Origin of the sequence: Micromonospora ureilytica, from assembly GCF_015751765.1 — a bacterium.
GTDB lineage: Bacteria > Actinomycetota > Actinomycetes > Mycobacteriales > Micromonosporaceae > Micromonospora > Micromonospora ureilytica.
The window spans coordinates 3,198,646-3,221,118 of the sequence record NZ_JADOTX010000001.1 but is presented as its reverse complement, the minus strand read 5'-3'; the positions used below and the strand labels follow the sequence as shown (position 1 = coordinate 3,221,118).

The 22,473-nt window shown below is 72.1% G+C and carries 22 protein-coding genes; 9 read left to right on the top strand and 13 right to left on the bottom strand.

Features of this window, described 5'->3' with window-relative positions:
• Nucleotides 1-6: 6 nt before the first annotated feature.
• Nucleotides 7-594 carry a YflT domain-containing protein gene (locus tag IW248_RS14410; RefSeq protein ID WP_196927410.1) on the bottom strand — a complete coding sequence of 196 codons (588 nt, stop codon included), beginning with the start codon at nucleotides 592-594 and terminating at the stop codon, nucleotides 7-9.
• Between the two features lie 111 nt (nucleotides 595-705).
• On the opposite strand from IW248_RS14410, the gene IW248_RS14405 reads away from it, so the two are divergent.
• The 3 genes from IW248_RS14405 (at nucleotide 706) to IW248_RS14395 (ending at nucleotide 6,177) form a co-directional block, all read left to right on the top strand.
• Nucleotides 706-2,535 (top strand): glycoside hydrolase family 15 protein, encoded by a 1,830-nt coding sequence (locus tag IW248_RS14405; RefSeq protein WP_196927409.1) that lies wholly within the window; start codon nucleotides 706-708, stop codon nucleotides 2,533-2,535.
• Nucleotides 2,536-2,687: 152 nt separating this feature from the next.
• Complete coding sequence (locus IW248_RS14400; RefSeq protein ID WP_196927408.1) at nucleotides 2,688-5,564, top strand: ricin-type beta-trefoil lectin domain protein; 2,877 nt, start codon at nucleotides 2,688-2,690, stop codon at nucleotides 5,562-5,564.
• A 112-nt stretch (nucleotides 5,565-5,676) separates the two neighbouring features.
• Nucleotides 5,677-6,177, top strand: coding sequence for a metallophosphoesterase family protein (locus tag IW248_RS14395; protein ID WP_196927407.1), 501 nt, complete (start codon nucleotides 5,677-5,679; stop codon nucleotides 6,175-6,177).
• A gap of 116 nt (nucleotides 6,178-6,293) precedes the next feature.
• On the opposite strand, the gene IW248_RS14390 is transcribed toward IW248_RS14395, so the two are convergent.
• Nucleotides 6,294-6,512, bottom strand: coding sequence for a DUF3072 domain-containing protein (locus tag IW248_RS14390; protein ID WP_091402204.1), 219 nt, complete (start codon nucleotides 6,510-6,512; stop codon nucleotides 6,294-6,296).
• Between the two features lie 83 nt (nucleotides 6,513-6,595).
• Here IW248_RS14390 and IW248_RS14385 point away from each other — a divergent pair, with 83 nt between their 5' ends.
• The gene (locus tag IW248_RS14385) at nucleotides 6,596-7,555 is read left to right on the top strand and encodes an NAD(P)/FAD-dependent oxidoreductase (protein WP_196927406.1); all 960 of its coding nucleotides are present in this window, start codon (nucleotides 6,596-6,598) and stop codon (nucleotides 7,553-7,555) included.
• Nucleotides 7,556-7,565: 10 nt separating this feature from the next.
• On the opposite strand, the gene IW248_RS14380 is transcribed toward IW248_RS14385, so the two are convergent.
• From IW248_RS14380 to IW248_RS14370, 3 genes are all read right to left on the bottom strand, one after another.
• The gene (locus IW248_RS14380) at nucleotides 7,566-8,861 is read right to left on the bottom strand and encodes a cation:proton antiporter (RefSeq protein WP_196927405.1); all 1,296 of its coding nucleotides are present in this window, start codon (nucleotides 8,859-8,861) and stop codon (nucleotides 7,566-7,568) included.
• A 106-nt stretch (nucleotides 8,862-8,967) separates the two neighbouring features.
• A complete protein-coding gene (locus IW248_RS14375) occupies nucleotides 8,968-9,645 on the bottom strand; it encodes an HAD family hydrolase (RefSeq protein WP_196927404.1) in 678 nt (225 codons plus the stop codon).
• A gap of 28 nt (nucleotides 9,646-9,673) precedes the next feature.
• A complete protein-coding gene (locus tag IW248_RS14370) occupies nucleotides 9,674-11,812 on the bottom strand; it encodes an ATP-binding SpoIIE family protein phosphatase (RefSeq protein ID WP_196927403.1) in 2,139 nt (712 codons plus the stop codon).
• Between the two features lie 188 nt (nucleotides 11,813-12,000).
• On the opposite strand from IW248_RS14370, the gene IW248_RS14365 reads away from it, so the two are divergent.
• Nucleotides 12,001-12,810: a mechanosensitive ion channel family protein gene (locus IW248_RS14365; protein ID WP_124816583.1), complete on the top strand. Its 810-nt coding sequence runs from the start codon at nucleotides 12,001-12,003 to the stop codon at nucleotides 12,808-12,810.
• A gap of 87 nt (nucleotides 12,811-12,897) precedes the next feature.
• On the opposite strand, the gene IW248_RS14360 is transcribed toward IW248_RS14365, so the two are convergent.
• Nucleotides 12,898-13,251 carry a DUF6401 family natural product biosynthesis protein gene (locus IW248_RS14360; RefSeq protein WP_124816584.1) on the bottom strand — a complete coding sequence of 118 codons (354 nt, stop codon included), beginning with the start codon at nucleotides 13,249-13,251 and terminating at the stop codon, nucleotides 12,898-12,900.
• A gap of 163 nt (nucleotides 13,252-13,414) precedes the next feature.
• Between IW248_RS14360 and IW248_RS14355 the strand changes: the two genes are divergently transcribed.
• A complete protein-coding gene (locus IW248_RS14355) occupies nucleotides 13,415-13,864 on the top strand; it encodes a hypothetical protein (protein ID WP_196927402.1) in 450 nt (149 codons plus the stop codon).
• On the opposite strand, the gene IW248_RS14350 is transcribed toward IW248_RS14355, so the two are convergent.
• Nucleotides 13,861-14,070, bottom strand: a complete 210-nt coding sequence (locus IW248_RS14350; RefSeq protein ID WP_196927401.1) for a hypothetical protein — start codon at nucleotides 14,068-14,070, stop codon at nucleotides 13,861-13,863. The two genes, IW248_RS14355 and IW248_RS14350, sit on opposite strands and share 4 nt — an antisense overlap.
• Nucleotides 14,071-14,228: 158 nt before the next feature.
• Between IW248_RS14350 and IW248_RS14345 the strand changes: the two genes are divergently transcribed.
• A complete protein-coding gene (locus IW248_RS14345) occupies nucleotides 14,229-15,530 on the top strand; it encodes an MFS transporter (RefSeq protein ID WP_196927400.1) in 1,302 nt (433 codons plus the stop codon).
• Here the strand turns inward: IW248_RS14345 and IW248_RS14340 are convergent.
• The 4 genes from IW248_RS14340 to IW248_RS14325 form a co-directional block, all read right to left on the bottom strand.
• A complete protein-coding gene (locus tag IW248_RS14340) occupies nucleotides 15,488-15,748 on the bottom strand; it encodes a hypothetical protein (protein ID WP_196927399.1) in 261 nt (86 codons plus the stop codon). The two genes, IW248_RS14345 and IW248_RS14340, sit on opposite strands and share 43 nt — an antisense overlap.
• 100 nt (nucleotides 15,749-15,848) lie before the next feature.
• Nucleotides 15,849-16,310: an SRPBCC family protein gene (locus tag IW248_RS14335; protein WP_196927398.1), complete on the bottom strand. Its 462-nt coding sequence runs from the start codon at nucleotides 16,308-16,310 to the stop codon at nucleotides 15,849-15,851.
• A gap of 55 nt (nucleotides 16,311-16,365) precedes the next feature.
• Nucleotides 16,366-16,782, bottom strand: a complete 417-nt coding sequence (locus IW248_RS14330; RefSeq protein WP_124816596.1) for a DUF2795 domain-containing protein — start codon at nucleotides 16,780-16,782, stop codon at nucleotides 16,366-16,368.
• A 114-nt stretch (nucleotides 16,783-16,896) separates the two neighbouring features.
• A complete protein-coding gene (locus IW248_RS14325) occupies nucleotides 16,897-17,883 on the bottom strand; it encodes a YihY/virulence factor BrkB family protein (RefSeq protein WP_196927397.1) in 987 nt (328 codons plus the stop codon).
• A 176-nt stretch (nucleotides 17,884-18,059) separates the two neighbouring features.
• Here IW248_RS14325 and IW248_RS14320 point away from each other — a divergent pair, with 176 nt between their 5' ends.
• Nucleotides 18,060-18,461 carry a ChaB family protein gene (locus IW248_RS14320; RefSeq protein ID WP_196927396.1) on the top strand — a complete coding sequence of 134 codons (402 nt, stop codon included), beginning with the start codon at nucleotides 18,060-18,062 and terminating at the stop codon, nucleotides 18,459-18,461.
• Nucleotides 18,462-18,530: 69 nt separating this feature from the next.
• On the opposite strand, the gene IW248_RS14315 is transcribed toward IW248_RS14320, so the two are convergent.
• The gene (locus IW248_RS14315; RefSeq protein ID WP_196927395.1) at nucleotides 18,531-19,964 is read right to left on the bottom strand and encodes an aldehyde dehydrogenase family protein; all 1,434 of its coding nucleotides are present in this window, start codon (nucleotides 19,962-19,964) and stop codon (nucleotides 18,531-18,533) included.
• Between the two features lie 72 nt (nucleotides 19,965-20,036).
• On the opposite strand from IW248_RS14315, the gene IW248_RS14310 reads away from it, so the two are divergent.
• A complete protein-coding gene (locus IW248_RS14310; RefSeq protein ID WP_196927394.1) occupies nucleotides 20,037-21,644 on the top strand; it encodes a phytoene desaturase family protein in 1,608 nt (535 codons plus the stop codon).
• A 49-nt stretch (nucleotides 21,645-21,693) separates the two neighbouring features.
• Here the strand turns inward: IW248_RS14310 and IW248_RS14305 are convergent, their stop codons facing one another.
• Nucleotides 21,694-22,461, bottom strand: a complete 768-nt coding sequence (locus IW248_RS14305; protein ID WP_196927393.1) for a polyprenol monophosphomannose synthase — start codon at nucleotides 22,459-22,461, stop codon at nucleotides 21,694-21,696.
• Nucleotides 22,462-22,473: the final 12 nt, after the last annotated feature.

Here is a 22,473-nt window from a genome sequence, read left to right as displayed (position 1 = left end):
CGTCGCTCAGCGGTCGGCGGCCGCCCGTCCGGGCACCTGCATCCGACCGAGCAGCTGTCGCGCCTGGTCGGCGAGCTGCGCGTCGACGGTCACCGCGTACTGGCCGGCGCGCAGTGAGCTGGCTGAGGTGAAGTCGCGCTGCCCGCCCGTCATCGCGTGTGCGACAGCGCCGAACACGGCGCCCCAGATCGCACCGATGACCAGCCCGACCAGGATCACCGCCAGCCAGTTGCCGACGGTGAAGATGCCGAACAGCAGGCCGATGAAGAGCCCGAACCAGGCGCCGGTGCCGGCGCCGAGCAGGCCGGCTCGACCGGTGGTCATCCGCCCGAGCACCGTCTCCACCAGGGTGAGGTTGGTGCCGACGATGGCGCTGTGCTCCACCGGAAAGCGGTTGTCGGCCAGGTGGTCAACGACCCGCTGCGCGGTCGGATAGTCCGGGTACGAGCCGATCGTCACGGTCGGCGGGCCGCCTTCCGGCCCGTGGCCGTCCCCGGCCGGTGTGGCAAGGCGGCCGGCCGGCCCGGATGGAAGCAGGTCGCCACCCTGTGTGCCGGACCGCCAGGCGGCGGTCGGCCCCGAAGCTGACGTCATGAGCATCCTCCCTCGTCAGCTCCCCGGGTTCCCGTCCAGGCCGACCGGTAACGCGGTGCCCGTTGCCGGGTAGGAGGGGAATGGGCGCGGACTCCCCGGGTAGCCAGTCAGGTGGAGAGCGGACAGATCAGCGACTACGGTTTCCTCGCCGACGGCCGCAGCGCGGCGCTGGTGGACGCCTCGGGCTCGGTGAACTGGTGGTGCCCGGGCCGGTACGACGCCCCGTCGGTGTTCGGGCGGTTGCTCGACGACAACGCCGGGCACTGGTCGATCCAGCCCGAGGGCGACTACCGGGTCGAACGCTGCTATCTCGAGGACACGCTGGTGCTGCGGACGGTCTTCCGCACCGCGCAGGGAGAGGTCGCGCTGACCGACGCGCTCGCCTTCGAGCCCGGCTCGCGCGGTCACGACATCGGCCTGCACTCGCCGCAGGTGCTGGTCCGTTCGGTGGAGGGGCTGTCCGGTTCGGTGCCGATGCGGGTGCAGTACCGGCCGCGCTTCGAGTACGGCCGCACCATCGCGTACCTGATCGAGCACGAGGACATGCTGGAGGCCATCGCCGGGGCAGCCCGGCTCACCCTGCGCGGCAGCGTGCGGTTGACCGCCGGCGATGGCGAGGCCACCGGGGCGTTCACCGCCCGCGCCGGCACGAAACACAACTTCACCCTCGGGTACGCCCCGACCTACGACGCTCCGCTGCCCGAGGTGCCGGACGCCGACCAGACCATCGCCGACACCGTCGCCGGCTGGCGTTCCTGGTCGGCCCAACACCCGTACGACGGGCTCTACCCCGAGCAGGTGCGGCGCAGCCGGCTTGTGGTGCAGGGCATGACGTACCGGCCCAGCGGCGCGGTGGTGGCCTCGGTGACCACCTCGCTGCCGGAAAAACTCGGCGGGGACCGCAACTACGACTACCGCTACGTCTGGGTGCGTGACTTCAGCCTGACGCTGCGGGCACTGTGGCGGACGACGTGCCTGGACGAGGTGCAGCGGCAGTTCGCCTGGTTGGGTCGGGCGATGGGCCGTGTCGACGACAAACCGGTGCCCATCATGTACGGGGTGCTGGGCGAGCGGGACCTGACCGAACACCGCCTGGAACAGCTCGGCGGCTACCGCGACAGCCCACCGGTGGTGATCGGCAACGACGCGTGGCAGCAGCGGCAGACCGACATCTTCGGCGAGGCGATGGATGCCGCCTGGTTGATGCGCGACAAGCTGGAGCCGCTGGGCACGGAGGTACAGCACGTTCTCCGGGTGCTCGCCGACCAGGCCGCACGGGACTGGGCGTTGCCCGACGCGGGCATGTGGGAGGAGCGCGGCATCCAGCACCACCACGTGTCCTCGAAGGTGCAGTGCTGGGTCGCCCTGGATCGGGCGGTCCGCTTCGGTGACAAGCTCGGCGAGCCGCAGGACGTGGCCCGCTGGGCGGCCGCTCGCGACGCGGTCCGCGCGGAGGTCCTCGAACGGGGCTGGAGCGAGCGGCTCCAGTCGTACACCGGGAGTTTCGAGTCCGACGACCTGGACGCGTCGGTGTTGGTGATGCCGCTCGTCGGATTCGTGCGGGCCGACGACCCGCGGATGCGCTCGACGATCCGCGAGGTGGAGGAGCGGCTCTCCCACGACGGCCTGCTGCGGCGCTGGGACGGCGACCCGGCGGGGTTTCTGATCTGCTCGTTCTGGCTGGTGTGCTGCCTGGCGCTGGCCGGTGAGCGGGACCGGGCGCACGAGTTGTTCCGGGGGTTGGCGGAGCGGGTCAACGACCTCGGCCTGTTCGCCGAGCAGATCGACCCGCTGACCGGGGAGCAGTTGGGCAACTTCCCCCAGGCGTTCTCCCACATCGGCCTGATCAACGCTGCCGGTGTGCTGACCGACGTCGAGCGGGACCCGACGCTGCGTCAGTGCGGAATGCCCCCGGCGTACTTCTCGCCGGTGCGCCAGTGAGCCGGACTTTCGTCTAGATAGTGACAACTTTCCATCTGTTGACGCGAAGTTCTATCGCTCTCCAGTGAAAGACGTTAATGTCCGGGACACCCTGCGGTGCTCCTCCAGTCGGCGGGAGCGGCACCGAGATCCCCCGGACAGCTGGAGGTCTCGTGTCCCGCACACCGCGCCGACGTCTCGTCAGCGCCACCACAGTGCTCACCGTCCTGGTCACCCTCTGCCTCGTCCCGCAGGCAGGCGTTCTACCGGCCGCCGCGTCCCCGGCCCAGGCCGCTGCCCTCGCGCCGCCCGCCACCATCGGTTTCGAGAAGGTCGCCCTCGACGGCGGTCTCTCCATGGGCGAACCGATCGAACTGGCCGTCGCCCCCGACGGCAAGGTCTTCTACATCAACCGGGGCACCAGCAGCGGCGGTGGCCAGGTCCGCCTCTACAACCCGGCGACCAGGTCCACCACTGTGGCCCTGACCCTGGCGTTGGACGCCCGCTTCGAGGACGGCCTGATCGGCATCACCCTGCACCCGAGCTTCGCGAGCAACCGCTGGGTCTACCTCTTCTACTCGCCGAAGGTCACCCCACTGGTCAACCGGATCAGCCGGTTCACCTTCAACCCGTCCACACTGCTGCTCGACGCGGGCAGCGAGGACGTGCTCATCGAGTGGCCCACCGAACGGGACCTCTGCTGCCACTCCGCCGGCTCGATGAGCTGGGACACCGCCGGCAACCTGTACTTCGCCGTCGGCGACAACACCAACTCCGGTGGCGACTCCGCCGGAATGGCCCCGATCGACGAGCGGACGAACCGCAACGCGCAGTACGACGCCCAGCGCACCTCCGGCAACACCAACGACCTGCGCGGCAAGATCAACCGGATCCACCCGGAGAACGACGGCAGCTACACCGTCCCCGCCGGCAACCTCTTCGCCGCCGGCACCGCGCGAACGCGCCCGGAGATCTACGTGATGGGCGTGCGCAATCCGTACCGGATCTGGGTGGACCGGACCGCGAACAACACCCTCTACTGGGGTGAGGTCGGCCCGGATGCCGGCGTCGACCTCGCCAACCGTGGCCCGGCGGCGTACGACGAGTTCAACCGGGCCAACGGGCCCGGCAACTACGGCTGGCCGTACTGCGGCGGCCCGAACGTCGCCTACAACGACTGGGACTTCGCCACCGCCACGCCGCGCGGCTGGTTCCCCTGCGGCGGCTCGACCGGCCCGGTCAACAACTCCCCCCGCAACACCGGTCTCCAGCAGCTTCCGGCGACGAAGCCGGCGCTGGTCTGGGAACAGCACGGCGGCAGTGAGGACTGGCCGGCGCTGGACAACCCGGGCGGGTGCGGGTCACCCAACCACGTCGAGGTCTACCACTACGACCCGAACCTCGTCTCGGACGTCAAGTGGCCGGCCTACTACGACAACAAGTGGCTGATCTCCGAGTACTGCCGAAACTGGATCAAGGAGGTCCAGTTCGACAACGGCAACCCGTCCACCGGGACGCCGACCGTGATCGAGCCGGTGCTCGCCGGCATGCAACTCGTCCACCCGATCGACTGGCAGTTCGGCCCGGACGGCTCGCTCTACCTGCTGGAGTACGGCAGCGGCTACTTCTCCGGCGCTGCCGACGCCGGTCTCTACAAAATCAACTACGTGCAGGGTGGCCGATCGCCGCTGGCCAGGGCCACGATCAACCGGGACAACGGCCTCGCCCCGCTCTCGGTGACCTTCTCCAGCGCCGGCAGCTCGGACCCGGACGGCGACCCGCTGACGTACGCCTGGGACTTCACCAACAACGGCAGCACCGACTCGACCGCCGCGAACCCGTCCTTCACGTACTCCGCCAACGGCAGCTACAGCGCCCGGCTCACCGTCAATGACGGCACCGGCCGCAGCGCCACCACAGTGGTGTCGGTGGTGGTCGGCAACAACCGGCCGACGGTCACGCTGACCGGCCTGCCCGCCGGCGGGCTCTTCGACTGGGGGCAGGACCTGACGGTGGGTGCCTCCGCCAGTGACCCGCAGGACGGCGCGCCGGCCTGCTCGGCGGTGGTCGTCCGGGCCGCGCTCGGCCACCAGGAACACGCCCACGAGGAGGGGGAGGGGACCGGCTGCGGCGCGACCTTCAACACCGGCCCCGTGCACGCCGGCCCCGACTCGGTGCTGTTCTTCGTCCTGCGGGGCAGCTACACCGATCGCGGCGCGACCGGCTCGGCGGCACTCACCGGCGAGCAGGAGATCAGCCTCTATCCGAAACAGTGGCAGGCCGAGCACTTCGTCCAGCTCAACGGCCCCAAGGTGATCGACCAGGCGGCGGCCGAGGGCGGCAAGCGGTTGGGTGACGTCCAGAACGGCGAGAGCGTCCGGCACCACGCGGTGAGCCTCAAGGGAATCACCGGTGTGCGCGCCCGCGTCTCCTCCGGCGGCCCCGGGGGCACCCTCTCCTTCCGGTACGACTCACCGACCGGTACCGAGGTCGCCCGGATCGCGGTGCCGAACACCGGCGGCTGGGACAACTACACCGAGCTGAGCGCCACGGTGACAGGGCCCGACGACGGCACCCACGACCTGTACCTGGTCGTCACCGGCGGCAGCGGGGCGTTGCTGGACGTGGACAGCTACACCTTCACCGGCCCGGGCGTCGGCACCGGCGGGCCGCGCAGCGGTGCGGTGACGGCCCTCGGCAAGTGCGCGGACATCGCCTCCGGCCAGACGGCGAACGGCACCAAGGTGCAGACCTGGACCTGCAACGGCACCGCCGCGCAGAGCTGGACCCTGCCCGGCGACGGCACGGTGCGTGGGCTCGCCAAGTGCCTGGACGTGAAGGCGAGCGGCACCACCGACGGCACGCTCGTGCAGCTCTACGACTGCAACGGCAGCGGGGCCCAGCAGTGGGCCGCCCAGCCGGACGGCAGCCTGCGCAACCCCCAGTCCGGGCGTTGCCTGGACATTCCCAACTCGGACCTCACCGACGGTCGGCAACTGCGGATCTGGACCTGCAACGGCACCGGAGCGCAACGGTGGACCCTGCCGTGACCGCCCCCTGACCGGCTCGTTGCTCCTTGATCACTTGATGCTGAGTAGTTGTGGAAAGGCTCCTGCAGCTACTCAGCATCAAGTGATCGTGAGGTTGGGGGAGAATGCCGGGATGCGGCTGGTGCTCACGGCGGACACCCACGTACCGAAGCGGGCCCGGGACCTACCCGGGCCCCTCTGGGCGGCCATCGAGGCGGCCGACGTGGTGGTACACGCCGGCGACTGGGTGGACGAGGCGTTGCTCGACTCCATGACCGCGCGATCGCGTCGGCTGATCGGGGTGTGCGGCAACAACGACGGCCCGGCGCTGCGCGCCCGGCTGCCGGAGGTGGCCCGGGTTGAGCTCGACGGCCTGCGGGTCGCTGTGGTGCACGAGACCGGGCCACGGACCGGTCGCGAGAAGCGGTGTGCGGCCCGCTTTCCCGACGTCGACCTGCTGGTCTTCGGGCATTCGCACATCCCCTGGGACACCGAGGCGCCCGGTGGGCTGCGCCTGCTCAACCCCGGCTCGCCCACCGACCGCCGCTCCCAACCCCACGCCACCTACCTGACCGCCGAGATCAACGAGGGCGCCCTGACCGAGGTACGCCGACACCACCTGCCCCGCCCCTAACCCCGCCGTCCCGCCCTCGCGCCCCGCCCTCGCCCCCGCGATCTTGCACTTGCTGTCGGTGGTTCGTGCCTTGTGCGCACTTTTGTCGCGACAGAAAGTGCAAGATCGCGGAGGGGTTACTGGCCTCGGCCCGTTTCGGCCTGGAGTTCGTCGATGCGCTTGGACGCCTCGGCCTTGGTGAGGTCGTCCGGGAGGTCGGCGTGGGCTTCCCGGGCCAGCGTGCTCAGGTAGGACTCCTGAGCGGCGGTCGGCGGCTCGTCGCCGGTGACCCACTCGTCCGGGTCCTTGATCGCGGCGTTCTGGTCGGCCTGCTCGGTACGGCGGTCCGTCATCATCATCACCCTTTCTTTCGAACAGGTGTGCCAGTACCCCGATCGCCGGTGGTTCATGCCCGCACGCCGCCACCTACGATCACCAGATGAGCGTGGACCGGTCGAAGGTCGTGGTGGTCGGGGCGGGGATCGCCGGGGTGGCCTGTGCTGTCGAGTTGACCCGGGCCGGGGTGCCGGTGCAGGTCCGGGAACGCGGGCACGTCTGCGGTGGCCGAATGGCCAGCAAACGCTTCCAGGGCCGGCCCGCGGACATCGGCGCCGCCTACTTCACCGCCACCGACCCGGACTTCGCCGCTCTGGTCGACCAGTGGCGCGCCGCCGGGCTGGTCCGCGAGTGGACCGACACCTTCCAGGCGTACGACCGGAGCGGGAACCACGACGTGCCTGGGCCGATGCGCTTCGCCGCACCCCGTGGGTTGCGCTCGTTGGTCGAGCACCTGGCCGTCGCGGTGCCGGTGACCGTCGACCGGCTGGTACTCACCGTGGAGCCCGGCCCGGTGGTGGACGGGGAACCGTGCGCCGCCGTCGCCCTGGCCATGCCGGGCCCGCAGGCCGCCCTGCTGCTCGACCCGGCCCTGACCGACGCCACCCGGGTCGTGCAGGCGCAGCGCTGGTCGCCGTCTCTGGCCGCGGTGCTGCGCTTCCCGACCCGGCGCTGGGCGGATTTCCGGGGCGCGTTCGTCAATGAGCACCCGGTCCTCAACCTCGTCTGCGACGACGGCGACCGGCGCGGTGACGGTGCGCCGGTGCTGGTCGCGCACACCGTGCCGGGGTTCGCGGCCGGGCACCTGGCCCAACCCACCGGGGCCGGCCCGGCGATCGAGCAGGCCGTCCGGGATCTGCTCGGGCTGCCCGAGCCGGCCGTCGACGTGCACGTCCACCGCTGGACGTACGCGAAGCCGACAAGCGACGCCGCCGACGCCACGCACCACCTCGACGCCGACGGGATCGGCCTGGCCGGCGACGCGTTCGGCAAACCCCGGGTGCAGAGCGCCTGGCGCTCCGGCCGGGACCTGGGCCGCGCCCTGGCCACCCGCCTGGCCTGAGCACGGGCGCTCAGGGGTGCCCGGCTGCCGCGACGGGCCGCGCGTCGGCGTCCCGCTCGGCCGGGTCGGAGGTCCGCTCGCCCTCCCGGTCCAGCAGCTGCATGACCGGGGTCGCCGTGATGCCGTGCACCACGACGGAGACGAGCACCACCAGACCAACGGTCGCCCAGAGCAGCTCAGCCTGCGGGAAGTCGGCCTTGGTGGTGGCGTACGCGAGGTAGTAGAACGAGCCGACGCCGCGAATGCCGAACAACGAGATGACCCAGTGCTCGGCCGGGCGTCCCGGGGCGCCGCGCAGCGACAACCAGCCGATCAGCGGCCGCACCAGGAACACCAGCGCCAGCCCGACGGCGGCCGCCGGCCAGGTCAGCGGACCCAGCAGGCCACCCACGATCGCGCCGCCGAGCAGCAGCAACAGCACCAGGGTGAGCAGCCGTTCGACCTGCTCGGCGAAGTCGTGCAGCACCGAGTGGAACTCGTGGGTTCGTTCGGCGGCCCGGATGGCCCGGGCGGCCACGAACACCGCCAGGAAGCCGTACCCACCGACCACCTCCACCAGCCCGTACGCCAGGAACGTGGCGGCCAACGCCAGGAAGCCCTCGGCGTGCCGGGCCAGCCGCAGCTCGCTGGGCGCGCGGAAGAACAGCTTGCCGAGCAGCCAGCCGATGAGCAGGCCACCGCCGACGCCGACGCCGATCTTCCAGAGCACGTCCACGGCGAACCACTCGGCCAACCAGTCGCCCGGGGCGAGGCTGGTCGAGGCGATGGCGATGGCGGCGTAGACGAACGGGAACGCCAGCCCATCGTTGAGGCCGGCCTCGGAGGTCAACGCGAAGCGGACCTCGTCCTCGGAATCCTCCACGTCGGTCGGCTCGCCGACCTGCACGTCGGCGGCGAGCACCGGATCAGTGGGCGCCAGCGCGGCGCCCAACAACAGCGCGGCGGCCGGCACGAGCCCCGCCCACCACCAGCCGAGCAGGGCCACCGCCGCGATGCACAGGGGCATCGCGATCGCCAGCAGCCGCCAGGTGGACGACCACCGCCGCCAACTCAACGGCCGGTCGATCTTCAGCCCGGCGCCCATCAGCGCGACGATCACCCCGATCTCGGTGAGGTGGGTGGTCAGCTCCGGGTGGGCCAGGGGGTCCGGTGACGGCAGCCCGACCGGCAGCAGGAACACCAGCATGCCGAGGGCGAGAAAGGCGATCGGCATGGACAGCGGGCGCTGCTCCAGCACCCGCGGCAGGATGCCCGCGAGCAGAGCGCCCAGGCCCACAAGCGCGAACGCCACATCTACCGGCTCCACGGCACCACCCTTCAGCCGCACCCGCGCGGCGCGGGCAGGTGGTGACAGACCTTGCCCCGCAAGGGCTCCGGCTATGCGCGTCCGTGCCGGTGGACCCGAGTGATCCTCACCGGGGCCGGGTGAGCGGTGAGTCCGCCAACTCGTGCAACAGCGCGGCCGGGTCGTCGTACACCGCCACGGCACCCGCGCCGGCGAGTTCGCCACGGCTGGTGCCACCGCAGGTCAGGCCCACACACGGGATGTTCAACGCCCCGGCTGCGGCGACGTCCCACACCGAGTCGCCGACGAAGACCACCCGCTCGGCGGTCAACCCGGACTGCTCCAACGCGGCGACCAGGATGTCCGGTGCCGGCTTGCTCTGCTGGGCGTCCGCGGAGGAGGTGACCGTGTCGATCACGTCATCGGCGGCCAGCGCCTGACGCAGCGCGGCCACCTCGGGTTCCGAGGCGGAGGTGGCGAGCACCACCCGCAAGCCCCGCTCGGCGCAGGCGCGCAACAGGTCTGCCGCCCGGGGCAGCGGCGTGAGCCGTTCCCAGTACTCGGCGTAGAGGGTGTCGTGCGCGTCGCGCAGTTTCGAGTCGGCGTCGCGGTCCCGCTCCGGGCCGAGGAGGTGGTCCAGGAGTTTGTCCGATCCCATCCCGATCGAGCGGTGCACCACCGCCATCGGCACCGGCTGCTCGGTCTGCCGTAACGCCTCCCACCAACTCACTGTGTGCAGGTAGGTGGTGTCGACCAGGGTGCCGTCGACGTCGAAGAGGACTCCGGCGGGCCGCTCGGTAGCCATGAATGCCCTCCACACCGTTGCGGTGGTCTCAGGGGTGCGCGGCCGGCGGCGTGAGGATCTCGAACCAGACCGTGGAGCCGCGCACCGACGGGTCGGTGCCCCAGGCGTCGCTGAGCTCCTCGATCAGGCCGAGGCCGCGCCCACGACTGCTCAACGTGTCGGTACGAGCCCGGGTCACGGTGCCCCGGGTGCCGGAATCCGCGACCGAGACGAGCAGCCGTTCAGCGCTGAGATCGATCTCCACCCGGGCGGCCGTGCCGGCGTGCAGCAACGCGTTGGTGGTCAGCTCGCTGGTGCAGAGGACCGCCGCCCCGATCACCGACTCAGGCACCTGCCACTCGGTGAGCTGGCCGGTCAGCCAGTGCCGGACCCGGCTGGGCGCGGTCGGCTCGGCGGGCACCTCCATGCTCGCCGAACGACTCGGTTTGAGGGCGTGCTCGACCGCGAGCACGGCCACGTCGTCCTCGGTGCCGCCGGGAACCGCCGCAGTGGCCACCGCGCACAGCGCGCGCGGGTCGCCACTGCCGGCCTTGGCGACAGCGTCGCTCAGGGTGGCCAGCCCGGCGCTCAGGCTCTGCCGGCGACGCTCCACCACCCCGTCGCTGAACAGCAGCAGCGTGTCACCGGGTCGGAACGCGACAGTCGTGGTGCCCGGTCGAACGCCCAGCCCCAGCGGCGGTCCGGCCGGGACGTCGACGTACTCGGCGTGAAACCGACCATCCGGGTCGCCGCGGCGGATCAGCGGCGCGGGATGGCCGGCGCTGGACAGGGTCAGCTCCCGCCGCTCCGCGTCGATCACCCCGAACGCCACTGTGACGAACAACTCGTGCGTGCCGGCCTCCGCGCCGAGGCTGGTCACCAGCCGGTCCAGGCCGGCCAGGACCGCGTCGGGCGTCGGGTCGGCCAGGGCCAGGGCGCGCAGCGCGGCCCGGACCTGCCCCATCCGCGCGGCGGCCTGCACGTCGTGCCCGGCGACGTCGCCCAGCACCACGCCGAGCGAGCCGTTGGGCAGCAGGAACGCGTCGTAGAAGTCTCCGCCGGCCGCGTTGCCGTCCACGCCCGGGTCGTACCGGGCCGCGATCCGCAACCGGGGCAGATCCGGCAGGTGCTCCGGCAACATGCTGCGTTGCAACAGTTGGGCCGTGCCGTGCTGGGTCTCGAACCGGCGGGCCCGTTCCGCGGCCTGGCCGATCAGCTCGGCCGAAGCGGCCAGCAGCGCCCGCTCGGCGGGTGACCAGGTGTGCGGGACCTGGTAGCCGACCGCCAGCCCGCCGCGCACCACCGAGGTGCCCAGGGGCAGGGCCGCCATCGCCTGGACCTTCTGGTCGTGGCGGTCCACTGCGGTGTCCCGCAGTGGTTGCCCGTCGCGGGTGAACGACGGGCCGCCGGAGCGTGCCGCCTGCACCACGGGGGCCACCCAGTCCGCCGGCGCGCGCCGCCAGAGCGGGGGAAGACGCTCGTCGGCCTCGTCCAGCAACTCGCCACGGACCCGACGCACCATGCGCCAGCCGCCGCCGCCCTCGTCGACAGCGAACGAGGCCTGGTCGGGGTCGAACGTGGTGATCGCGTACCGCAGCGCCACCCGGGCCACGTCGTCGAGGGTGAGGGTGCCGGCGAGCGCCGCGGCCACCTCGCTGAGGCTCTGCAACTGCTCGGTGACGTGAGTGGTCTCGGCCGCGACAGTCAACACACCGACGATCTGCCCGGCGCTGTCGCGCACCGGCGAGTAGCCCCTGGTGAAGACCGCCTGCTCCACCGTCGCGGAGTGCCCGCGGACCAGCGGCAGGGTGGACTCCTTCTCCAGGAAGGGCACGCCCTGCCGGTAACAGCGCTCGATCACCGCACCGACGCCGGGCAGCGCCCAGATCTCCGCGAACACCTCGGCGGCCGGGCGGCCGAGGGCGCTCGGGTGTTTGGTGCCGAGCAGCTCGGCGTAGCCGGCGTTGTAGAGCAGGACGAGGTCGTCGCCGTACGCCAGGGCCATCGGCATCGGCGAGGCGAGGATCAGCTCCACCACGGCGCGGAGGGCGACGTCCCACCCGTCGGCGGGCCCCAGCGGCGTGTCGGCCCAGTCGTGGGCCCGTACGCCGACGGCCGGGCCGGACCCGGTGGGTGCGCCCGGGCCCGGAGTTGCTGGCGTGGGGACCCGCCCGACCGTTCCTGGCATGTTCGCAGCCTAGTCGGCCTATCGGAAAAGGCATCCGACCACGGCGGCGGGCCGCGTCGCGGCGGACGTTCGGGCAGTTCAGGGCCCCTGTCCGGAGGTCTGTCGCAAAAAACGCCGCGCGCTGCGCGGACTGCCGGACCGGTTGCCGGGTATGCGCCCGGCGCAGTCCATGCGACAGGAGGGACATCATGCTGAAAACCCTCGCGGTCCGGCAGGCCGACATCGGCGATGCCATCGCCGACACCTGGAGGTCGGTGCTGCTCTTCATCCCGAAGGCAGTGGCCTTCATCGTCATCCTCGTGGTCGGCTGGCTCATCGCCAGAGCCGTCCTCAAGATCGTGGATACGGTGCTGGAACGGGTGCGTTTCGACCAGGCGGTCGAACGCGGCGGCATCAAACGGGCCCTGGAGAGAACGAAGTACGACGCCAGCGACATTCTGGCCAGACTGGCGTACTACGCCGTACTGCTGTTCACGCTGCAGTTCGCCTTCGGAGTCTGGGGGCCCAACGCGATCAGTGACCTGATCAGCGGCGTGGTGTCCTGGTTGCCGCGCGCGTTCATCGCGATCGTCATCGTGGTGGTGGCGGCCGCGATCGCCAACGCTGTGCGGGATCTGGTCACCGGGGCGCTGGGAGGGCTCTCGTACGGCAAGGTCCTGGCCGACCTGACGGCGATCTTCATCATCGCGCTCGGTGTGATCGCCGCTCTGAACCAGGTGGGTATCGCCACCACGGTGACGACTCCGGTGCTGATCGCGGTGCTCGCCACGGTGGCCGGCATCCTGATCGTCGGCGTCGGCGGTGGTCTCGTGAAGCCGATGCAGAACCGCTGGGACGGCTGGCTGGACCGGGCGGCCCGGGAGGCTCGGGCGGTGCAGCAGCAGCGTCAGGCCAACGCGGCCGGGCGTAGCGACGTGGAACGGCAGATGGCCGACCGCGGGGGTGACCGCACCCAGGCCATGCCTCGGGTGGACGAAGCCCAGCAGTACCGCTCGTAGCGGGGCGTAACGGCACGACGGGTGGGGAGGGTGTTCCGCGTACCGCGCGGGGTGCCCTCCCCCTCGCGTGTCAGCGCCGGTCGAGTGTCAGTGCCGGTCGAGTGCGCGAGCCAGCGCGCAGACCGCGACCAGGCGGGTGAGCAGCCACTCCGGGTGGCTCCAGTCCACCGGCCCGTTGGGCGGCGTCCACCCGTGCTCCAGGGCGGCGGCGCGTACCCCCTCGGCGTAGCCGGCGAGCGCTGCGGAGGTCAGCGGCGTGCGGTCCCCGTCGAGGCTGTCCCGAACGGCTGCCGCGTGCTGGTCGACGAGGGCCAGCAGCCCCGGTCGTGCGGCGGCGGCGGCGAGCCCCAGAGTGCCCACGGAGACGGTGAGGGCGGCCAGGGTGGACCGCGCCGAGTCGACGGCGGTACGGGAGGCGACCCGGTTGAAGGACACACGCATGGTGACCGAGGCTAACCGACGGGTGACCGGGTCGACCTCGTCCGCTCGGTGGATGTCGGCTGCGCCACTGCGGTGATCGCCGCTGACCTCGGGGATTGATCCGGCACAGACGGGGCAGCAGGAGAACCACCCACTGATGACGGCACACGGCAGGGAGGCACGGATGGGGCAGCAGGTGGACGGACCCGACGAGTGGCACCGGCGGCCGGACGGGGTCAGCGACGCGACGGTAGCCGCGCTCGGCAAGCTCAGCGAGGCGCTGGAGTGTGTGGAGCGGGCCCGGGGGCACCTCTACTCGATGCACCAGTTGATCGGCCGTGCCGACCTGATGCTCGACGACGTGGTGGAGCAGTTTCGCGCTGCCGGGCATCCGCACCTCGCGGACCGGATCGCCACGGAGCTGCGCGGCCGCAACGCCATCGCCGGACGGTGGACGTTCCAGATCGTCGAGGACTTCGACGACGGCTACCACGCGCTGTTCCGGGAGGTGGACCAGCAGGCCCGCGACGAGCTGGTGGGCGGGCGGCGCCACCTCTACGAGGCGGAGATGAAGGAACGTCGCCGGAGCCGGGGCCGGCCGGGCCACGAGGCCCGGCCGGGCGGCGGGGGCTAGTCGCTTGTCGCGTTGGCCGGGCGTCGCCGGGCCGCGTCGTCAGCGATGATCACGGTGGCCACCATCAGCGCGACGCACAGGCTGAACAGCCACGACTCGTCGGTGACGAGCCAGGCGGACACGGGTGCCTGGAGCGCGGCGAGCAGGAAGCCGAGCCAGGCGAACCGGCGCTGACGCGTGGAGAGGATTCCGGAGCCTTGATGCATCCCGAAATTCTTACGCGAACCCGCTGGCTTGCCGTCCTCCGATCGGCCGATTCTGGATGAGCTGTCCGTTTTCTCGACCGTACGGACACGACTTCCTTGCGCGGCGAGCGAGCGGGTGCCGACGCCGCTAGGGTGCGGTTGCGGCAGGATGGTGACCCGTGTCCACCGCGCCCGCGCGTCCCCGCGCCTCGCTGCTCCTGCTGGCCTACCTCGGGTTCGTCAGTCTCGGTCTGCCCGACGGCCTGCTCGGCGTGGGCTGGCCCTCGATCCGGGGCGACTTCGACGTGCCGACCGAGGCCGTCGGGTGGGTGCTCACCGCCGGCACCGTCGGCTACCTCACCTCCAGCGTGCTGGCCGGCTTCACCCTGGCCCGGGTCGGCGTGGGCGTCCTCCTGGCCGGCAGCACCCTGCTGGCCAGCCTGGCGCTGACCGGCTACGCGGTGAGCCCGGTGCTGGCGGTGCTGGTCGGCTGTGCGCTGCTGCTCGGGCTCGGGTCCGGCGCGGTCGACTCGGGGCTCAACGCGTACGCCGCCGGGGCCTTCGGGGCCCGCCACATGAACTGGCTGCACGCCTTCTTCGGCCTCGGCGTGGCCATCGGTCCACTGATCATGACCGCGGCGCTGAGCGCCGGTCTCGCCTGGCGCTGGGGGTACGGCATCGTGGCCGCCGCCCAACTCGTCCTCGCCATCGCGTTCGTGCTCACCGTGCGGGCCTGGCGCCGTGACGTCCCGGCCAGCACCGCGGTGAGCGTTGAGGCGGGCGTCGCGGTCCAGACCGGACCCGCCGCCCCGGCAGTCCGGGTTCCGGTTCTGGACACGCTACGGCTGTCGGCGGTCTGGTCGGGGACACTCGCCTTCGCGCTGTACGTGGCGATCGAGGTGTCCGCCGGGCTGTGGGCGTTCCTGCTGCTGACCGAGGGGCGCGGGCTCAGCGCGGCGCTGGCCGGCGGCTGCGTCTCCGCGTACTGGGGCAGCCTCTTCGTCGGCCGGATCGTGCAGGGTCTGGTGGCCGAGCGCCTGGGGGCGGGGCTGGTGCTGCGCGTCAGCCTGGCCGGAATGGCCGTGGGCGCGGCGCTGATCGCCGTTCCCGGGCCGGCCGTCCTGGCGGTGCTCGGCCTGGTCGTTGTCGGTTTCGCCGCCGCCCCGGTGTTTCCGCTGCTCACCCTGACCACCGCCGACCGGGTCGGCGCCGAGCACGCGGACCGGGCCATCGGGCTGCAGATCGGTGCTTCGGGCGTCGGTGCGGCGCTCGTCCCGGCCGGGCTGGGCGTGCTGATCGGCAACACGTCGGTGCAAGTGCTGGGCTCGGCCCTGCTGGTGCTCGCGCTGGCGCTGATCGGGCTCTACGAGTGGGGTGCCCGTCGACCCACCGCCGGGCCCTCCGTGCCGGTGCTGCCCGCCCAGCCCGGGAACGAGGGTCAGACGTCCGGTCCGGTGCGGCCGGTGGTGGACGGGCGGTAGGCGCGCTGCGGGTCGGTGTCCTCGCGGCTGTTGCCCCGGACCGCCCCGTCGCGGTCCGACGCGGCCGGGCCGTGCCCGAACGTGGCCTCCTCACCAGCGTCGTTGCCCGTCACGTCGTCGGCCTGCCCGTCGAGGCTGGAGCCCGACACGGCGCGCTCCAACTCCTCCAACGGAAGCCGTTCCTCGTCCCGCCACACCCTGATGTTGTCGTCGGTCATACCTACAGCCGTACCCGGGCCCGATGATCGCAAACGGGCTCGGACACGGCGATGGCCGCCGGGATCCCGGCGGCCATCTCGGGTAACCAACTGCTCAGGGTCACGGCTGCGGACGGTCCACCTGCCCGCGCCAGGCGCCGGTCTCCTGGCCACGCCGCTCGATGTAGGTCTTGAACCGTTCCAGGTCGCCCTTGGCCCGCCGGTCGACGATGCCGAGCTTGTCGCCGGCCTGCTCGACCACACCGTGCGGCTCGAACTCGAGTTGCAGGGTGACCCGGGTCTTGTCCTGGTCCAGCCGGTGGAAGGTCACCACGCCGGCCTGCTGGGTGCCGCCGGTGGAACGCCAGGCGACCCGCTCGTCGGGGAGCTGTTCGGTGATCTCGGCGTCGAACTCGCGCTTCACCCCGGCGATGTCCACAGTCCAGTGGGTCATCGTGTCGGAGAGCTGCCGGACCTCCTGCACACCCTCCATGAACTCGGGGAACTCCTCGAACTGCGTCCACTGGTCGTACGCGGTGCGTACGGGCACGGACACGTCCACATGTTCGGTAACGCCACTCATCTGGGGAACCTCCTTCAGCCGCTGGCGGATTGCCGGATCGGGGGCGATCCTGCTCTCACCAGCGAGTTGTCTCGTTCTTGTTGCCCAGCGCGGCCCACACCTCGGACACCGTCTGGTAGACGGTGCCCTCGGGCAGCCGTTCCAGCGCCCGAACGATGTCGTCCGGCGCCTCGTTCTCACGGGCGCTGGCGATGAGCACCAGACGGTCGCCCGGCAGCGCGCTCATCGAGATGAACCGGCCGAGCCGGCTGCGCTGCTCGACATCCGTGGAGCTCATGCCCTGTGGGGTGCCGGTGCGCAGGTCGCCGGCCGGGGCGGTGGTCGTCTCCGGCTGGTCCTCGCCAGCCGGTTCCGGCACCCGCGACTCGTCGACCCGAGAGCCACCGGTCCCCGGCCCCTGTACGAGGCCGCTGACCTCCTGACTCATCTGTTCGTCGATCCTCGGTCCGTGCTTGCTGTTGCCACGCTCCATGCCTTCTGCGCTACCCGGCACCCCACCCGATAAACCGGCACCGGGCCACGAACCGGCCCTCGGCCCGGTTCTCGTTCCGGCCGGGGACCGGACATCCGGGTCGGTAACGAGGGCTCAGTCGTCGGCCGGCCGGCGCGGCGGCAGCACCGGCTCCTCCGGGTCCGGATCGCCGGCCTGCAACTGCCGCCCGCGCTGCACCTCGGCGTTGATCTGCACGCCCAGCATCAGCGCCGAGTTGGACAGGTAGAGCCAGACCAGGAACGCGATGGCCGCGCCGAGGCTGCCGTAGGTGGTGTCGTACGAGCCGAAGTTGGCCACGTAGAGGCCGAAGCCGAAGGAGGCCGCCGCCCAGGAGACCAGTGCCACCCCGCCGCCCGGGGTGAGCCAGCGGAACCGGGGCTGGCGCACGTTCGGCGCGATCCAGAACAGCAGGGACAGCAGCGCCATCATGATCATGGCGAGGACCGGCCACTTCGCCACGCTCCAGGTCGTGCGGGCCAGGCCGCCGGCGTTGATCAGGTCGCCGACCGCGTCGGTGACCGGCCCGCTGACGATCAGGCCGAGGGCGACCACCGCGAGCAGCACCAGCGTGATCGCCGCCAGGCCGATCTGCAGCGGCCGAAGCTTCCAGACCGGGCGGCCCTCGGTCACCCCGTAGATGGCGTTGGAGGCCCGGGTGAACGCGCCGATGAAACCCGACGCGGACCAGAGCGCGCCGGCCAGGCCGAAGCTGAGCAGCAGCTTGGGGTTGCTCTGGTCGAGCACCACCGTCCGGATCACCCCGATCACGCCGTTCTCGTCGTCGGTCAGGACCGCCCCGGCGCCCACCTGGTTGGCGAGGTCGACAACGGTGTCGACGGTCTGCTCGCCACTGGAGACCAGGCCGACCAGGGCCACCACCACGATGGCGGACGGAAAGAGCGCCAGGACCCCGTAGTAGGTGAGTGCGGCGGCCCAGTCGGAGCAGTTGTCGTTGACGAAGTTCTGCACGCTGCGAACCAGCACCCCGCGCCAGGTTCGCCAGCTCAGCTGCCGCATCCGTCGGGGCACCGGGGTGCCCGGTGTGCCGTCGAGCGTCGTACCGGGCTCCGTGGTCGTCATGCCCGCTCCCTGCGCCCCGGCCGCCGGATGACCGGTCGTCCGGTCTGGCCTGGCCCGGCGGTACCCGGATGCCGAAATCGACAAACCCGCCCAGCGCCCGGCCGGCGCCGCTATGGTTTGCCGCCACGTCACTGGGGAACGGTCACAGGAACCCCGTCGACACGGAGGAGGACGAGATGCCCGGGCGCGAGGACCTGCCCAGCACGCTGCGGCGCTCCCCGGACAAGGCGCAGCGCACGTGGGAGAAGACGCACGACTCCGCGGTGGAGACCTACGGCGAGGGGGAGCGGTCGCACCGCACCGCCTTCGCCGCCGTGAAGCACCAGTTCGAGAAGGTGGGCGACCACTGGGAGCCGAAGGGCCGCAAGGGCCCCAGCGACCAGCAGGCCGCCGGTGGCGGACCGGAACGACGGGCCCCCACGGCGGGCGGCGTGGACGCCAACGCCACAAAGGACCACCTGATGTCGGTGGCCCGCAAACTCGACGTACCCGGCCGGTCCGGAATGACCAAACCGGAGCTGGTCACGGCCATCGAGAAGGCCAACGACCGCGCCACCCGCAAGGCCCGCGGCGACTGATCGCCGTCGCACCGGAACACACCGACGCGGTACGGGCGGACGCGCCACCCCTGCGTCCGCCCGCACTGCTCACCAGTGCCCGCCGCCCGGCGCCTCGATGTGCACCGCCTTCGTGGCGGTGAACTCGTCCAGCAGCTCCGGGCCGTACCCGAAGCCCTGCCCGCTGGCCCGGCGCGGATGCGCGGCCCCACCCGGCGCACCCCCGAACACCGCGTTGACCTTGACGGTGCCGACCGGAAGCTCCCGCCAGGCCCGCTGCGCGTGACTCATCGAACGGGTCAACACGGTCGCGGCCAACCCGTACGGGGAATCCGCCGCGCAGCGCAGCGCCTCGTCGAACGAGTCGACGACCACCACCGGGGCGACCGGCCCGAAGGTCTCCTCCCGGACCAGTGGCATGTCGTGGCGGCAGTCAGTGACGACGGTGGCCGGGTAGAACGCCCCCGGTCCGTCCGGCACCTCACCGCCCACCCGCACCCGTGCGCCGTCCGCCACCGCTGCCGCCACCTGCCCGTGCACGTGGTCGCGGTGCCGGCGGTCGACCAGCGGGCCCAGCTCGGTGCCCGGGTCCCGGCCCGGCCCGAGCCGCAGCGCTTCGGCGCGTCGTACCAGTGCGGCCACGAAGTCGTCGGCCACCTCCCGGTGCACGTAGAGCCGCTCCACCGCAACGCAGATCTGCCCGGCGTTGGCGAACGCCCCGAGCGCGGCCTGCTCCGCCGCCCACTCCGGGTCGACGCCCGCGTCCACGATCAACGGGTCGCTGCCCCCGTTCTCCAGGAGCAGCTTCGCGCCGGTGCGGGCCGCGGCGGCGGCGATCGCCCGCCCGGTCGCGGTGGAGCCCACGTGCGCCACCACGTCGACCTCCTGCGCCGCCAGCGCGGCGCCCACCTCCGGACCGCCGGTGAGCAGCGACAACACACCGGCCGGCAGCGCCTGATCCAGTGCTCGGGCCAGCAGCCAGCCGGTCGCCGGTGTCCGTTCGCTCGGCTTGTAGAGCACCACGTTGCCGGTCACCAGGGCCGCGCCGAGCAGCCCGCAGGAGACCGCCACCGGGTCGTTCCAGGGGGTGATCGCCGCGACCACCCCGCGGGGCTGCGGGGTCAGGAAGTCGAGCGCGTCGGCTTCGCCGTTCAGCGTGCGCCCACCGCGCAGCGGTGCCAGCTCCGCATACTGTCGTAGGGTGCCGATCCCCGCCTCGACGCCGCCGCGGGCGTCCGCCAACGGCTTGCCCATCTCCGCGGTGACCGCCGCCGCCAACTCGTCGATGACCGCCGCCACCGCGTCCGCGGCCCGGTGCAGCGCCGCCGCCCGTTCGGCCGGCGCGGTCGCCGCCCACTGGGCCGCCGCGTTGCGGGCCGCCTGGGTCGCCTTGCCCACCTCGTCGGCCGTGGCCACCGGCACCGTGCTCACCGGCGTGTCGTCCGCCGGGTCACGCACGACCAGTTCGCCGCCGTCGCCGCCCGCACCCCACACCCCGCCCACCAGCTGCGCAACCGTGTACATGCGGCGCTGGATGCCCCGGCCCCGGCGAGGCAAACGCGTTTCGCCCCGTTGCGCGCCGGGTAGGCGGATCCGATGACAACCACCGTCGCGCAGAGCGCGGACGCCGTCATCGTCGGCGCCGGGCACAACGGCCTGGTGGCGGCGAACCTGCTGGCGGACGCCGGCTGGGACGTGGTGGTGCTGGAGGCGACAGCAGTGCCCGGCGGCGCGGTCCGCTCCGCCGAGGTCACCGCGCCCGGCTACCTGAGTGACCTCTACAGCTCGTTCTACCCCCTCGGGTACGCCTCGCCGGTGCTGGGCGGCCTCGACCTGGGCCGGCACGGGTTGTCCTGGCGGCACTCGCCGGACGTGCTGGCACACCTGCTGCCGGACGGTCGAGCCGCGGTGATCAATCGGGACCCGGACGTGACTGCCGCGTCGCTGGAGCAGTTCGCACCCGGGGACGGCAAGCGTTGGCTCAACGCGTACACCGACTGGCTCGACGTGGCCGAGCCGATGCTGGAGGCGATCACCTCGCCGTTCCCGCCGGTACGCGGAGGGCTGGGTCTGCTGCGTCGGTTGCACGTCGCCGGCGCGCTGCGACTCGCGCGGCGGCTCGTCGTGCCGGTCCGCAAACTCGGCGACGAACTCTTCGACGGTGCAGGTGGGCCGGCCCTGCTGGCCGGCTGCGCCCTGCACACCGACCTCTCCCCGGAGGAGGCCGGCTCCGGGGTGTACGGCTGGCTGCTGGCCATGCTCGGCCAGCAGGTCGGCTGGCCGGTGCCCAATGGCGGCGCCCAGCAGGTCACCAACGCGCTGGTGGATCGGCTGCAGGCGCAAGGCGGAGCGATCGTCTACGGTGCCCGGGCCGACCGGGTGCTCACCGCCCGGGGTCGGGCGATGGGCGTGCGGACCGTCGGCGGCACGCTGTGGCGGGCCCGGCGGGCCGTGCTCGCCGACGTCCCGGCGCCGGCGCTCTACCTCGACCTGGTCGGCGCGGCGGCACTGCCGTCCCGGCTGGTGGAGGACCTGGCGCACTTCCGGTGGGACGGCTCCACGCTGAAGGTGGACTGGGCGCTCTCCGCGCCGGTGCCCTGGACCAACCGGCAACTGGCCGGCGCCGGCACTGTGCACCTCGGCGCGGACCTCAACGGGCTCACCCACTACGCCGGCGAGCTGGCCCGTGGCGAGCTGCCCCGCGACCCGTTCCTGCTGGTCGGGCAGATGTCGGTGGCGGACCCGAGCCACTCCCCGCCGGGCACCGAGTCGCTCTGGTCGTACACCCATCTGCCGTTCCGGCGGAACTGGCGGGCCGAGGAGGTCGCCGGGCACGTGCAGCGGATGGAGGACGTGCTGGAGGCGGCGGCCCCGGGTTTCCGGCGCCTGATCGTGGGTCGACACGTGGCCGGGCCGGCCGACCTGGAGAAGGGCAACCCGAGCCTGGTCGGTGGCGCGCTCGGCGGCGGGACCGCCGCCGCGTACCAGCAGCTCTTCCTGCGTCCGATCCCTGGCCTGGGCCGGGCGGACACCCCGGTGGACCGGCTCTTCCTGGCCAGCGCGTCGGCGCACCCCGGCGGCGGTGTGCACGGCGCGCCGGGCGCGAACGCGGCCCGCGCGGCGCTGGCCCGGGACCGCGCGCTCACCGGTCGCGCCTACGCCGCAGCCATCGCCACCGCGCACCGCGCCATCTATCCCACCTGACCGCCCCGCCCCCACCCCTGATCACTCAGGCGGGGGTGGGGCGTGCGGGTCAGCTGGTTATGTTGCGGTGTTTGCTGCGGAGGCGGAAGGGCATGAGCGCGCTCTCCACCTTGGTCGCGGTGGTCATCTTGGAGACGCCGTCGCGCCGCTCCTCGAAGCGGATCGGCACCTCCAGGATGATGTGCCCCAGCTTGGTGGCGAGGTAGTGCATCTCCACCTGGAAGCTGTAGCCGTTGGACTGCACCCGCTCCAGGTCGATGTCGAGCAGGGCGTCGGCCCGCCAGATCTTGAAGCCGGCGGTGAGGTCCCGGATCCGTACCCGCAGCAGCGTGTGCACGTAGAGGTTCGCCCAGCCACTGAGCGCCCGGCGGTAGAGCGGCCAGTTCTCGTCCAGTTCGCCACCGGGCACGTACCGGGAACCGATCACCACGCTGGCCTGGGTGGAGAGCAGCGCGCCCAGCATGCCCGGCAGCGCCTCCGGCGGGTGCGAGAGGTCGGCGTCCATCTGCGCCACGTACTCGGCGCCGCCCTCGATCGCCCGACTCATCCCGTCCACGTACGCCCGGCCGAGGCCCTCCTTGCCGGCGCGGTGCACGACCTCGATCCGGTCGGGGTGCTCGATGGCCAGCTTGTCCGCCACCTCCCCGGTGCCGTCGGGGGAATTGTCGTCGGCGACGAGGATGCGCAGCCCCGACAGCGGCAGCGCGAGCAACCGCTCGACCAGCGCCGGGAGGTTGCCCGCCTCGTTGTAAGTGGGCACGACGACGGTTAGTCGTGCGTCCCGCCACGGCGACGGCAACTGCACCGGCTTGATCATGTCGGTCATCCT

Coding starts and splice junctions, on each gene's coding strand:
- IW248_RS14410 (WP_196927410.1), bottom strand. CDS start 594: ATGACGTCAGCTTCGGGGCCGACCGCCGCCTGGCGGTCCGGCACACAG.
- IW248_RS14395 (WP_196927407.1), top strand. CDS start 5,677: ATGCGGCTGGTGCTCACGGCGGACACCCACGTACCGAAGCGGGCCCGG.
- IW248_RS14390 (WP_091402204.1), bottom strand. CDS start 6,512: ATGATGACGGACCGCCGTACCGAGCAGGCCGACCAGAACGCCGCGATC.
- IW248_RS14385 (WP_196927406.1), top strand. CDS start 6,596: ATGAGCGTGGACCGGTCGAAGGTCGTGGTGGTCGGGGCGGGGATCGCC.
- IW248_RS14375 (WP_196927404.1), bottom strand. CDS start 9,645: ATGGCTACCGAGCGGCCCGCCGGAGTCCTCTTCGACGTCGACGGCACC.
- IW248_RS14370 (WP_196927403.1), bottom strand. CDS start 11,812: ATGCCAGGAACGGTCGGGCGGGTCCCCACGCCAGCAACTCCGGGCCCG.
- IW248_RS14365 (WP_124816583.1), top strand. CDS start 12,001: ATGCTGAAAACCCTCGCGGTCCGGCAGGCCGACATCGGCGATGCCATC.
- IW248_RS14360 (WP_124816584.1), bottom strand. CDS start 13,251: ATGCGTGTGTCCTTCAACCGGGTCGCCTCCCGTACCGCCGTCGACTCG.
- IW248_RS14355 (WP_196927402.1), top strand. CDS start 13,415: ATGGGGCAGCAGGTGGACGGACCCGACGAGTGGCACCGGCGGCCGGAC.
- IW248_RS14350 (WP_196927401.1), bottom strand. CDS start 14,070: ATGCATCAAGGCTCCGGAATCCTCTCCACGCGTCAGCGCCGGTTCGCC.
- IW248_RS14340 (WP_196927399.1), bottom strand. CDS start 15,748: ATGACCGACGACAACATCAGGGTGTGGCGGGACGAGGAACGGCTTCCG.
- IW248_RS14335 (WP_196927398.1), bottom strand. CDS start 16,310: ATGAGTGGCGTTACCGAACATGTGGACGTGTCCGTGCCCGTACGCACC.
- IW248_RS14330 (WP_124816596.1), bottom strand. CDS start 16,782: ATGGAGCGTGGCAACAGCAAGCACGGACCGAGGATCGACGAACAGATG.
- IW248_RS14325 (WP_196927397.1), bottom strand. CDS start 17,883: ATGACGACCACGGAGCCCGGTACGACGCTCGACGGCACACCGGGCACC.
- IW248_RS14320 (WP_196927396.1), top strand. CDS start 18,060: ATGCCCGGGCGCGAGGACCTGCCCAGCACGCTGCGGCGCTCCCCGGAC.
- IW248_RS14315 (WP_196927395.1), bottom strand. CDS start 19,964: ATGTACACGGTTGCGCAGCTGGTGGGCGGGGTGTGGGGTGCGGGCGGC.
- IW248_RS14310 (WP_196927394.1), top strand. CDS start 20,037: ATGACAACCACCGTCGCGCAGAGCGCGGACGCCGTCATCGTCGGCGCC.
- IW248_RS14305 (WP_196927393.1), bottom strand. CDS start 22,461: ATGATCAAGCCGGTGCAGTTGCCGTCGCCGTGGCGGGACGCACGACTA.